Raw genomic sequence first — 12,604 nt, 5'->3', positions numbered from 1 at the left:
TAAGCACTTCCTCGAACGCTCTCTCGAACATCGCAATCAAGTACGGCTATTCAATTCAGTAAACAGCGACGCTAATAGCGTCGCTTGTTCTTCTCTGCCACACTGGCGCCAAAGCGCAATAATACATTCTGCAGTACACAACCCCCCTTCTTGCTGATTACGCCGCAATATAAAGGCGGATTCTGGCATAAGTGGCGGCAAACTGACTCGTGCGGCTGTTTTAAGATAGGGGCTCTGGCGCAGCATCTTACGTGCCTCCTGCCAAGTCGCATCTAAAATCACCACTTGGCTCGGCATTCGTTGTGCTGCTATGACTGTGGATTGCGCAGGCACTAACAAGGCTTGTGCGTTCGAGAGCGCTGGCTCAGCTAAGGGGTTAATATCAGTGGGCATAGCAAACTCAGTATCACTTGCAGGAAACAACAGCTTGGCTTGCTGCGATGCCAACATAGCCACTAAATCGTTATCAGGTGCCGTTCTCGACCAGACGATGCTTTTCACCTCTTCAGGGAATGCGGCTAACGCGAGTTGGCCAGTATTCGTTTTGCGGGTTAACTCGCGCTCGTGGGTCAATAAAATAATCTGCATTGCCTTCCTTGCTGCGGCAAAAGAATGAGAAATAACATTAAACATCTAGCGATTTTAGGAACAGGCTCGAAGCAGTATCAGCTTAAAAGATCAGGTTAAAATAACGACGTTTAATCGCCAACCAAACCCTGCTCACTCAGTTATGTGTGAAATAAAATCATATATTAAACACATGATTTAAAAATGATAAAACTTACAAACATTCCAACACTATCTGTTTTAGCAGAAAAGTTTCACGTTCTATTGATTGGCCTTTATGGGGATGATTACGCTGAATATCTTCATTATGGGCGATAGCTTGATGAATATTGAGCCATTGAGGTCGCATGCCATTTTTAATCTCATGGGCTTCTAATCGAGTCTCACCTAAACCACGCTCGCCCAATGTGATGTCAATACGGCACACATAACAGAATGACTCCATGTGCACTACATTCGCTCCTTCACGGTACCAAGGTCGAAACTCTTCATAGCGACCAAAAGGGGCTAACACTTGAATGTCTAAGGCACCGGTTTCTTCCTGTAGCTCGCGGATCAGTCCATCTTCGAGACTCTCGCCATCATCAATTCCGCCTCCGGGTAAGCTGTAGTCGCGGTATTTTTGGGTATAAAGTAGCAAAATGTCTTCACCCGATAACACTATCGCGCGGGCAGCTCTGCGGTAAAAAACGCGTGCCGTCTGTAGGTTAACCGCAGGATCTTGGGTGGTTCTCAATAAACGCATCGTCGTAGCCATTTGCCGAAAAGGAGTCGCAGCATAAACGAAAATGCGCCAAATGCAGATCAAAAACTGCCACAGAGGCAATAATCACACTCAGTCCAGTCAGAGTGATTAATAGATTTTAACGATTACAAGATTGATTGTTAACGGTTTATGCTAAAATCATTTTACCAATAATATTAACAACGAGATCGCGATGCATCAGCTCTTTCGCCTGATCCTCATCTTAGCTGCTCATCTTTGGTTCTCAGCGTAATGCCCAAGCGGAAAAATGCTCAAGAACATTCAAGCTCACTCATACTCATTCAAGAGCTGGGCCAATTGCTGCTGATAGGCGTGAATAATTTCAGGAGTTTGCTTGTGCGCCGGCATGCGTTGGTAATGGCCAATCACCTGCGACAGGTAGCTGTGTGCTCGCGGCAAACTTGCTTCATCTAACGTCTGCCACATTAACGACCCAGTAGCAGTGATAGGCAGACAATTTGGAGCCGCGATTGTACTGACATGGAGGATTTCGTAGAAACGTTGATTCTCTTCCAATAAGTGTTCCGACTTAAGCCCTAGCCCTAAGGCCGAAAGTGATTGCCTGACATAGTAATTATGATGCACGGGACACAAAATAAACTCGAGGTGCCGCAGTGGGTGTTGCGCTAAAATTGCCCGCACTAATTTCACCAGCAATTCACCACCCACGCCAGCGATGATAATCAACTGTTTATCTTTGTCACTGGTTTGCTCGAGCGGTAAAGCCGCGACATCGAGGCAATGCACTTGCCACTGAGTATGACAACTTAAGTTTGGGCCTATACCTGGGTTTAAGTGAGGATTTTGGCCTAATAAGTCAGCGGGGAAAAAACGCTGTAAACGCAGCTCAAGCGCCTGCATTAGCGAAGGCACACAATCGACAAAATGCACTTGGCGAGCAGCATTCCTTTTTAACAACAGCATACCGAGCAAACCATGATCGCAGCAGCAATCCCAAATATGATCGTAATGGCCAGTGATCATGCTATCTATCTGTTGTAAACGTTGGCTAATTTTCACGGTTTGACCTTACTACTGCGGCTCCAAATACTGTAAATCCCACTGTAAATCCCACGCTAAATTGCATTTTTAAGCAAAAAGAAAGCGCGCAGTTTACCCGAGTCAAAAGCAAACCACATCTTTTGTTCGTGCCCTCGCAGTGCTTCTTGTCACGTCTGTCACGCCACGCCTTAATGTGGTGAATACGTATGCAGGCCGTTGCGGTTAAAAAGCCATCGCCACTAGTATGCTGTGAGTCACATTCATTATAAAAACAAGGATCAAGGAATGTTCATCAAGACCAACCCAATTCAGTTCACTCGCAGCGACTTAACTGCCTGTCACGTAACAGACTGCCACTTAACAAACAGCCACTCTCGCCAGAGCTCATCGTGCCAAAAGCTATCGCAAGTGCTATTAGGCCCTACAGCCATCGCCCTTGCGGTCACGAGTCTTTTTAGTGCCAACGTATTTGCCAAAACCGTTACCGTCAGCTCACCCAACCAACAAATTCAAATCAGCTTGAGTGACGATACAGGCCGCCCCGAATATAAAATCGATTTTCACGGCAAAACAGTCATAGAACCGAGCCGCTTAGGCTTAGTTTTTCAATCCCTTGGCGAACTCGGTCAAGGATTACAGATAAAAAGCAGCGATAAAAAAAGTGCCGATGAAAAGTGGCAACAACCTTGGGGCGAACAGGAATGGATCCGCGATCAGCACAATCAACTGACTGCAGTATTAAGTAATGGCAAGGTGCAACTCGAAATCGAATTTAAAGCCTTTGACGATGGGATTGGCTTTCGCTATCACTTAGCCCCACAAGCTGCCCTGCCCGCCAATTCGCCGCTATTAATCACTGACGAGTTAACCGAGTTCAATGTCGGCAAAAGCGATAAAGCTACAGCATGGTGGATCCCTGCCCGCGGCTGGAATCGCTACGAATATTTATATCGCACCACAGTGCTTAAAGACGTCGATAGAGCCCATACCCCCTTCACCTTAAAACTCGCAGACGGTACGCACTTAAGTATCCACGAAGCCGCCTTGGTGGACTTTGCCGCCATGACCTTAGATCAACAGCGCGATGGCAAACTTAAGGCCGATCTCACGCCTTGGTCCGACGGTATTCGCGTCAAAACCCAAGTGGGTTTTTATACGCCGTGGCGCACCATTCAAATTGCCGACAAAGCAACTGGGTTGCTCAACTCCCACCTTATACTTAACCTCAATGAACCCAATAAACTCGGCGATGTTACCTGGGTAAAACCAGGGAAATACGTCGGTATTTGGTGGGGAATGCACTTAAACGAAAATACCTGGGGCTCGGGCCCAACCCATGGCGCAACCACTAGTGAAACAAAGCGTTATATGGATTTCGCCGCTAAATATCAGTTTGATGGCGTACTGGTAGAAGGTTGGAATGAAGGTTGGGACGGCGACTGGTTCCACAATGGCGATCAATTTAGCTTTACCAAGGCCTATGCTGATTTCGATCTGCTCGCCATCACAGCCTACGGAGCAAAACAAAATGTACGTTTAATCGGCCACCATGAAACCGCAGGTTCAGTCACGCATTATCGCGATCAAATGGCTGATGCCTTCGCTCTGTATGAGCAGCATGGTGTTACTCAAGTCAAGACGGGCTATGTCGCCGATGGTGGCCAGATCAAGCGCATAGATGACAAAGGCATTACCCGTCACGAGTGGCACGACGGCCAATTTATGGTCGGTGAGTATTTGCACAATGTCACTGAAGCAGCGAAACACCACATCAGTATCAATACCCACGAGCCGATTAAAGACACAGGCCTGCGCCGAACCTATCCGAACTGGATCTCCCGCGAAGGTGCCCGCGGCCAAGAGTACAATGCTTGGGGTAGCCCACCAAACAGCCCTGAACATACGGCCATGTTACCCTTTACCCGCATGCTTGCGGGTCCAATGGACTTTACCCCGGGAATTTTTGACTTAGCGCCCAAGGGGTTGGATGCTGAAAATCGTGTGCAAACCACATTGACCAAACAGCTCGCCTTGTACGTTGTGCTCTATAGCCCAATCCAAATGGCAGCGGATCTGCCGCGCAATTATGAAAAGCACTTAGATGCCTTCCAATTTATCCGCGATGTGCCCACAGATTGGTATCAAAGTGTCGCGCTGGCCGGTGAAGTCGGTGACTATGTGGTCTTTGCTCGCCAAGCGAAGGATCAAGGTGATTGGTACTTAGGCGCACTCACGGATGAAACCGCACGCAAGGTCACGGTCAAACTGGATTTCCTCTCCCCGAATAAACGTTATCAAGCACAAATTTACCGCGATGGTTCAAAGGCCGATTGGAAAACCAATCCCTATGATTATGTGATTGAAACCAAAGAGGTGAGTGCTAAAGATAGCCTAAACCTCACACTCGCCAGCAGTGGCGGCACGGCAATCAGATTCAAAGTACTTTAATAAAGTGCTTTAACGACTTTGTTGCGAGCAACAAAGTCGCTATAAACAAAAGTCACCATAAACAAAGGGCGCTAAAAAGCGCCCTTTGTGTTTACTATGACCCGATTAGTTTAACGTCAGCGCCACTATTTTAAGTGGATGATTGTCATCGAACGAAGGGAAATCCTCATGGGGATCGAGCCAAGTGTGCGTAGTGACTGTACGACCTTGTTTTTCAACACAGCGCACTAAACTGTCGAACCATGCTTGGCGCTCGACTTTCGCCACATTGTTACAGCAAACGATAGTGCCACCGACTTTGGTCGCCATTAATGCGGGCTTAAACAAACCTTGATAATCATTGACCAAATCGACAATACCAAAAGCACTCTTGGCATAACGCGGCGGATCGAGGAACACCAGATCAAACTGGGTTTGCACCAATTTGGGATAACTCGGTAATTTTTGATTGCGACGCCCTCCCACACTCAAGCCTGCCAATTGGCGCAATGCCGGAAACGCATCACTCTGCACAAACTCACATACATTCGACACCTGATTTAATGCCGCATTCGTTTTGCCCGTCGCTAAAGCAAAGGAAGAAAAATCAACATTCATCACCTGAGTTGCACCGCCGATGGCTGCCGCAGTACCAATGCCGCAGGTGTAGGAAAACAAATTCAGCACAGTTTTATCTTGGCTGTGTGCCCGCACATATTCGCGGCCAATGCGCATATCAAGGAATAACAGCGGATCTTGTCCTTCGTGGCGCAGTTTAGTGCTGAACTTAATGCCATTTTCCTGCATTACTCGCTCAGAACTCGCAATCTCTGTCAGTGCGGGTGATAAGGCATTCAATACACGGGAATGGCCTAAAGAACGATCGTTATACACAATAGGCAAATCGGCCTGTTGCAACAAAACAGTGCCGACATCAACCAACTCTACGTCGGTTAAGGTTTGATGAAAACTCTGCACTAGCCAAACATCGCCGTAGCGATCGACATTCAAGCCACTGACGCCTTCGACTGTCCCATGGAACACCCGAAAACAATCGGTTTGATCCTGTTCAGCTTGTTGTAAAAAATCATGGCGTTTCGCCAGAGCCGTCGATAACAGCGTTTGAATAGACATAAAAAGCGGGACTCGCGCAGCGGAAACCTGCGTAAGGTTTCAAGATGGAAAACGGCATAATACCAAACTAGGTCGCAGAATATCGGAAAAGTTCGCCCCGAAAACAGCATAAACACCGACTAACACCCAAATGGGCGGAACTCTATGTCCCCCAACCCGCCAAGCCTGTTATAACTATGTACACGGAATAATTTTCAAACAAAGATGTGGGTTAAATCACTTCAAGCAACGGCTCTAACCCTGGCGCCGTTTTAGTCGGCACAAACTCTATCACCTCAAACTCAGCAACATCGGCAATGCTGAAAGGATCTTGCTGCAAAATAGCCTCTAGCGCCGCACGACTTTCAGCCTTGGCGAGGATGACGCCACCGGTACGTGGCACCTTACGACCCGAGGCGACAAAAGTCCCTGCGGCATAATACTCATCAAGATAAGCAATATGGGCGGCTAAATGTAACTCCACTTCTGCAATTGGCTTTTTATAGGTAAGCGAGACAACAAACATAGGGATCCTTTAATCAACTGAAAAAATTTAAAATAATCGAACGAAAAACGCTTAATCTGGCGATCATCATAAGCTAAGTACCTATCTGATCCCACCATATCTAAGCTGGCTATTATCATAGTGCAGAGTGCGCGACTTTCGAGTCAAGCTATCGGCATCCGTACTGGATATTTATTGCATGCTGACTCTTATTAAGTGCATTTAACTCGCCGTCAGTTATGCTGCGGTTGATTTTATCACTCAGTTAACATCCGCAATAACAATACCCTTTTTTCTAAAAAATAATGCAATGACTGATCATCAAGTATTCTAACAAGATTAGAGAGTTATTTGAGCATTCCAGCAAGCCTATAGCTATTGATAAACCGTCTAGATGCGTTACACCTATGTTTCCATCCAGTTACTGAGCCATGATGAATACGTATGTAAGCAGTTGTGCAAAAATCTACGCCGAGGCTACTATAAATCCGCTCGTTTCATCCTCTGCTTGTGGGGTTTGAAATCTGTGAGGTCGTTTCTGATAGGGTTACATACAAGGATTGCTATCAGACTTAAGTTCTTTCTGCTGACTGGCTTTAGGCCACTCACTTGGGCTAACCCCTTTGAATTAAGGTGTTAGCCCAAATTTGAAATGAATTTATCGGCGAATATGCTTCTGAGGGAGGAGTATATTCGCCATTTTTTCACAGAGTACACTCATTCATGGCATGCGCGAAACTACCATGAATAAGCCATGAATCTGACTCTTAGCTTTTATTGTATGCTCTTGGCTGTGATGAAATAGCTCACCACATAAAAGCAAAGTACAGTGCCAATCCATTGCTAGGCAAAACAATTAAAACAATAAGCACTCAAGGCAGAACGACTGCCAGCAACAGAAAGGAAGTTCAATGTCTTCGAATTACCAGCAAGATCCCCATCAAGCCGCAGCACCTCAGTTGCCGCATGCATTCAAGCAACAACCTGAGTTGAGTTTCTGGCAAATTTTTAATATGTGTTTCGGTTTTTTAGGCATTCAATTTGGGTTTGCCCTGCAAAATGCCAACGTCAGCCGCATTTTTCAAACCTTGGGGGCTTCTATCGATGAAATCCCCATACTGTGGATTGCCGCGCCGCTAACGGGTTTATTGGTTCAACCTATTATTGGTTATTTGAGTGATAACACCTGGGGTCGCCTTGGCCGTCGTCGCCCCTATTTTTTGATTGGCGCGATTTTTACTACCCTTGCCATTTTTATCATGCCGCACTCGCCTACCCTGTGGATTGCCGCAGGCATGTTATGGATCATGGATGCCTCGATCAACATCGCCATGGAGCCGTTTCGCGCCTTCGTCGGTGACAATTTACCGAAAAGCCAACGTACTCAAGGCTATGCCATGCAAAGCTTTTTCATCGGTATTGGCGCTGTGGTGGCTTCGGCCTTACCCTATATTTTGACTCACTTTTTTGATGTTGCGAATACTGCACCAGCAGGTGAAATTGCCGATTCAGTACGTTATGCCTTCTATTTTGGCGGCACAGTATTATTGCTCGCCGTCAGTTGGACTGTCGTATCGTCAAGAGAATATTCCCCTGAAGAATTAGCCGCCTTTAACGCAAAACAAGTCGATGCTGAAGATGAAACGTTAGCCCGCACTCGTACCCGCAAGGACTATCAATTTGCCTCCATCGTGTGGATGGGTCTCGGCGCCCTGCTCACCTTCGCTATTTGGGCGCAGGATTTAGATAAACAACTGTATATCTTAAGCTTAGGGATTTTCGCCTTTGGCCCATTACAACTATATTGCGCGCTGCGTTTGGGCAATTCACAACCCGCTGAACGCAATAAGCTCGGCATGGTATTTAGCGTGGTCGATGACTTGTTCCATATGCCCAAAGCCATGCATCAACTGGCGATCGTGCAGTTTTTCTCTTGGTTCGCACTGTTTGCCATGTGGATTTACACCACAGCCGCCGTGACGTCTTACCATTTTGGCAGCAGCGATGTATTGTCCCAAGCTTATAACGACGGCGCAGATTGGGTCGGCGTACTGTTCGCCTCCTACAATGGTTTTGCCGCCATTGCCGCGATTTTTATTCCTATGCTGGCTAAGCGTATTGGCATCAAGCTGACCCACACAGTCAATATGTTCTGTGGTGGTATAGGTTTGATTAGTTTCTTTTTTATTACAGACCCAAGCCTGTTATGGCTGCCTATGATAGGTGTCGGTATCGCGTGGGCGTCAATTTTATCTGTGCCCTACGCCATGTTGTCGAGCATGTTACCCCCGCAAAAAATGGGCGTTTACATGGGGATTTTTAACTTCTTCATCGTCATCCCGCAGCTTCTTGCCGCCAGTGTGCTGGGTTTAGTGCTCAATGGTCTGTTCGATGGTCAACCTATTTATGCACTGATCACAGGTGGCGTCTTGATGATGTGCGCAGGTATTGCCGTATTATTTGTCGACCAAGACGTTGTCGAACAAAATAACCCAAATAATCAAAGTACAGCGATGAACCGCAAGACTCACTTAATCACGAAAGCCACAGACAAATTAACAAATAAAAGTTAACTCTTTATAGCAACGATACACATTAGGCGACATGCAGAAATGCATGTTAAGCGCGGTGAATTCGGTCACTCGGCTAATCACAGCAGCATAAAATATCTTTATCAATTCAATCACTATAAAAATAAAACCATTATTTGGGGAGAACGAGATGGAATCGAGTCCTACGCCGCAGCAGGATCTGCACACCAGCCAAAACCGTCACACACAAGCGTTAACAAGACACAGCCGCCTAGCGCTTGCCGTCGCCGCAAGCCTATTAGGGATAGTAGGGTTAGCGGCCTGTTCACCCACATCGAATTCAGCAACAACTGCCACAAGTGTGAATGCCGCGCCAAATGTGCAGCGGGTTGCGCCCGGCGCACCGGGTAAAGCGCCGACTTGGGCATTTTCGGGTAAAACTGGTATTGGGACGTCTTACGAGCCTTATACCCAAGGTCAATATCAAGATGCTAAGCAAAATCCCATTAGCCGCGTTTGGTTCTCCCTCGCCCAAGGTATTTTAACCGAAACCATGTATGGTCTTATCCATAATGCGCAGCTCAAAGAACTGCAATTTGTGGTCACAGGTAATGGCTTTGTCGATACCGAAAAAGAGAACACCATCAGCAGCATAGAATATTTAGATACAGATGCTAACGGTCGCCCACAATCCCTTGCCTATAAAATTATCAATAAAGATGTTGAAGGTAAGTATCAGATTGAAAAGCATATCTTTACCGATCCAGACCGCGACACTTTGATGATGCGTGTCACCTTTACTGCCTTTGAAGACGGCATTACACCGCATTTGTATGTCAATCCGCATATCGATAACGCGGGCGCCAATGATATCGGCCGCATCGACACTCATACAAAGAATCAGTCGCTGGTGGCCTATACCGCCGCCAAAGACAGTAGCGTAATGACGGTAAAATCCGATCTGAATTTTGTGCAGGCTACGACTGGCTTTGTCGGCGTCTCCGATGGCCTAGCCGATTTGGCCGATAACGGCAAACTCGATACGCCCTATCAAACGACCAGTGCGCAAGATAAATCGACCGTTGGCAATATCGCCTTTACCGCGAGTTACCCTACGCTCATCAAAGCCAAACCCGTCACCTTTAATCTCGCCATCGGTTTTGGTAAAGATGAAGCACAGAGTTTAGCCAATGCCGATGCCAGCTTGGCCGCAGGTTATGATGCTGTGCTCAGCCATTACAATGCAGGCTGGCAGGGTTACCTAAGCTCACTGCCCGCCATCGCTAACATGGCTAACAACACCACAGATAACGGCAAGCTGCTGTATACCAGCGCTATGGTCTTGAAAGCGCAGGAAGATAAAACCTATGCGGGCGCACTGATCGCTTCGCTTTCAAACCCTTGGGGCGATACGGTTTCGGCAGCCGTGCCGAGCACTGGCTATAAAGCAGTATGGCCGCGCGACTTTTACCAATGCGCCATGGCATTCCTCGCCATGGGTGACACGCAAACGCCCAAAGTGGCCTTCGAATACCTGAAAAAAGTGCAAGTGACCGAAAAGACGCCCGGCTATACAGGTACGCCAGGTTGGTTCCTGCAAAAGACCCATGTGGATGGCCAAATTGAATGGGTCGGTGTACAGCTCGATCAAACCGCCATGCCTATCATGCTCGGCTGGAAACTCTGGCAAGCGGGCGTACTCACCCCTGATGAGATCAGTCACTGGTATCAAGAGATGCTCAAAGGTGCAGCGGACTTTTTGATCAGCGGCGGTGACGTCAATCTGGATTGGAATCACACTCAAATCACCCCACCCAAAACTCAGCAAGAGCGTTGGGAAGAACAAGCGGGTTACTCCCCCTCGACAACGGCCGCAGTGATTGCCGGTCTTGTTGCCGCGAGTGACATCGCCAAAGAAGCCAAGGATATCGACTCCAGCAGCCGTTATCTTACCGCCGCCAAAGACTTAAGTAATAGTTTAGAAAAACACTTAGTCACCACCCAAGGGCTATTGAAAAACAGCGCAGATGTCAGCGCGCCTTACTATTTACGTTTAAGCCCGAATGGCGAGCCAAACACTAGCGATACACTGGCGGCAAATAACGGTAAGCAAGGTTTAGATCAACGTCAGATCCTAGATGGCGGATTTTTAGAACTAGTGCGTTATGGCGTGCGCGGTGCAACCGACAAGCTCATCAATCAAAGCCTTCAACTGATTGATAATACAGAGCTTGAGCACAACCTACGCATAAAATACGAGTTTACCGCCAAAGATGGCAGCACTATCCCAGGCTTTAGACGTTATGGCAACGACGGCTACGGTGAGGATACGGTTTCTGGCAAGAACTATGCGGAATCGGGCAGCAACAGCGCCGATCAACGCGGCCGAATCTGGCCCTTCTTCACCGGCGAGCGCGGTCATTTTGAATTAGCACTCGCCCAAGCAAAAGGCGAGCTAACTGGCAATAATGCCAAGCAAACCAAGCAGCTGTTGATCAACACCTATGTGCAAGGCATGGAAACCTTTGCGAATGCGGGCATGATGTTACCCGAGCAAGCGTGGGACGGTGTCGGCGACACCACCCGTTATCATTACCAACTCGGACAAGGCACCAACTCTGCCACACCGCTTGCCTGGACCCATGCCGAATACATCAAACTGGTGCGCTCAATGACCGATGGCCAAGTCTGGGATTATTACCCTATCGTCCCAGCGGCATTGAAATGACAAGTTGAAATAGCCGATTAAAATAGCGCATTAGCTTAACGATACTTTGATAAATTGCAGGCTAGAACAGCATCCTAGATATTGTTCTAGCTTTTTTATAGACGGTTTTATCATGCCTGATTTAGCTCGCGCTTTTCATAGGCTTATGCTGCGGGTAATCTTGCGGCGTGCAACCAAATTGCATTTTAAAGGCGGCACTGAAACTGCTGACGCTCAGATAACCTAGACTATGGGCCACCATAGTCGTGCTCTCCCCTTGGCTTAAGCTCTCAAGCGAATTTAACAAACGAAATCTTTGCCGCCATTGTCGATAAGTGAGCCCAGTTTCAGCTTTGAATAGTCGCTCAATCGTTCTCACACTCGCGCCGCCCATTTCGGCTAACTCGGTCAGTGAGTAACTCACTTTTGGGTGTCGGATCAGTGTTTGGATCAAGCGGCTGAGTCTTGGATCTGAGCCTGCGGGTAAATGGGCATCCAGACTGTCCAGAGTTTGGAGCTCATCGATGGCAACCAAACCCAGCCGATGCAGTTGTCCACTGTCCATAAGATGTGAACTTTCACAAAGTTTAAGCACTAATTCGCGCATCAGCGCTGTCATAGTCACCATCACCACTTGCGTATCCTGTGGCCTAACGCCATAGCTAGGGTCAATATAAATATTGCGAGTATGTGCGTGGGTTTCACTGTTCACTTGATGGGGCAAATTGCAAGGGATCCAAACGGCATGGGTTGAGGGTACCACCCAGACGGCATTTTCACTGCGAACACGTAACAAACCTTTGGCGGCCCAAAGTAGCTGACCCCGCGGGTGCGAGTGAGGCTCGATACCCGCTTCCGCCGCCATATTGCGAGTATGGGTCAGTACGGGCCGATTGGCATCTATGATAAACGCCGCATCACTGGGTGTTAACAATGTCGCTTTAGGAACATATTTTGACATATTACCCTCTTAAAACGCCAAACTA

At 47.6% G+C, this 12,604-nt stretch carries 8 protein-coding genes and 1 pseudogene; 3 read left to right on the top strand and 6 right to left on the bottom strand.

Features of this window, described 5'->3' with window-relative positions; translation table 11 throughout:
- Positions 1–36: 36 nt before the first annotated feature.
- The 3 genes and pseudogenes from L5M10_RS06620 to L5M10_RS06610 form a co-directional block, all read right to left on the bottom strand.
- On the bottom strand, positions 37–633 hold the full coding sequence (locus L5M10_RS06620; RefSeq protein WP_131524086.1) for a tRNA-uridine aminocarboxypropyltransferase: 597 nt from the start codon (positions 631–633) through the stop codon (positions 37–39).
- A gap of 148 nt (positions 634–781) precedes the next feature.
- On the bottom strand, positions 782–1,312 hold the full coding sequence (locus L5M10_RS06615) for an NUDIX hydrolase (protein WP_131524087.1): 531 nt from the start codon (positions 1,310–1,312) through the stop codon (positions 782–784).
- Positions 1,313–1,584: 272 nt separating this feature from the next.
- Positions 1,585–2,353 (bottom strand): annotated as a pseudogene (locus L5M10_RS06610) (tRNA (adenine(22)-N(1))-methyltransferase).
- 267 nt (positions 2,354–2,620) lie between these two features.
- Between L5M10_RS06610 and L5M10_RS06605 the strand changes: the two are divergent.
- On the top strand, positions 2,621–4,783 hold the full coding sequence (locus L5M10_RS06605; RefSeq protein ID WP_263255058.1) for a glycoside hydrolase family 97 protein: 2,163 nt from the start codon (positions 2,621–2,623) through the stop codon (positions 4,781–4,783).
- A gap of 105 nt (positions 4,784–4,888) precedes the next feature.
- On the opposite strand, the gene L5M10_RS06600 is transcribed toward L5M10_RS06605, so the two are convergent.
- Together L5M10_RS06600 and L5M10_RS06595 are read right to left on the bottom strand one after the other, a co-directional pair.
- Entirely contained in the window at positions 4,889–5,896 is a 1,008-nt protein-coding gene (locus tag L5M10_RS06600) for a class I SAM-dependent rRNA methyltransferase (protein ID WP_263255057.1), read from the bottom strand.
- A gap of 211 nt (positions 5,897–6,107) precedes the next feature.
- Entirely contained in the window at positions 6,108–6,401 is a 294-nt protein-coding gene (locus tag L5M10_RS06595) for a YciI family protein (protein WP_263148121.1), read from the bottom strand.
- An 890-nt stretch (positions 6,402–7,291) separates the two neighbouring features.
- Here L5M10_RS06595 and L5M10_RS06590 point away from each other — a divergent pair.
- Both L5M10_RS06590 and L5M10_RS06585 read left to right on the top strand, forming a co-directional pair.
- Complete coding sequence (locus tag L5M10_RS06590) at positions 7,292–8,953, top strand: MFS transporter (protein ID WP_263148120.1); 1,662 nt, start codon at positions 7,292–7,294, stop codon at positions 8,951–8,953.
- A gap of 148 nt (positions 8,954–9,101) precedes the next feature.
- The gene (locus L5M10_RS06585; protein WP_263255056.1) at positions 9,102–11,639 is read left to right on the top strand and encodes a glycoside hydrolase family 15 protein; all 2,538 of its coding nucleotides are present in this window, start codon (positions 9,102–9,104) and stop codon (positions 11,637–11,639) included.
- 121 nt (positions 11,640–11,760) lie between these two features.
- Here L5M10_RS06585 and L5M10_RS06580 read toward each other — a convergent pair whose 3' ends face one another.
- Positions 11,761–12,579, bottom strand: a complete 819-nt coding sequence (locus tag L5M10_RS06580; protein ID WP_263255055.1) for an AraC family transcriptional regulator — start codon at positions 12,577–12,579, stop codon at positions 11,761–11,763.
- Between the last annotated feature and the right edge of the window lie 25 nt (positions 12,580–12,604).

Source organism: Shewanella sp. SM32, from assembly GCF_025654235.1.
GTDB classification, from domain to species: Bacteria; Pseudomonadota; Gammaproteobacteria; order Enterobacterales; family Shewanellaceae; genus Shewanella; species Shewanella oncorhynchi.
This window is presented reverse-complemented; position numbering and strand designations above follow the sequence as displayed.

Excerpts from the sequence above, each read along its gene's own strand:
- L5M10_RS06605 (WP_263255058.1), top strand. The coding sequence starts at position 2,621 with ATGTTCATCAAGACCAACCCAATTCAGTTCACTCGCAGCGACTTAACT.
- L5M10_RS06595 (WP_263148121.1), bottom strand. The coding sequence starts at position 6,401 with ATGTTTGTTGTCTCGCTTACCTATAAAAAGCCAATTGCAGAAGTGGAG.
- L5M10_RS06580 (WP_263255055.1), bottom strand. The coding sequence starts at position 12,579 with ATGTCAAAATATGTTCCTAAAGCGACATTGTTAACACCCAGTGATGCG.
- L5M10_RS06620 (WP_131524086.1), bottom strand. The coding sequence starts at position 633 with ATGTTTAATGTTATTTCTCATTCTTTTGCCGCAGCAAGGAAGGCAATG.
- L5M10_RS06600 (WP_263255057.1), bottom strand. The coding sequence starts at position 5,896 with ATGTCTATTCAAACGCTGTTATCGACGGCTCTGGCGAAACGCCATGAT.
- L5M10_RS06585 (WP_263255056.1), top strand. The coding sequence starts at position 9,102 with ATGGAATCGAGTCCTACGCCGCAGCAGGATCTGCACACCAGCCAAAAC.
- L5M10_RS06615 (WP_131524087.1), bottom strand. The coding sequence starts at position 1,312 with ATGCGTTTATTGAGAACCACCCAAGATCCTGCGGTTAACCTACAGACG.
- L5M10_RS06590 (WP_263148120.1), top strand. The coding sequence starts at position 7,292 with ATGTCTTCGAATTACCAGCAAGATCCCCATCAAGCCGCAGCACCTCAG.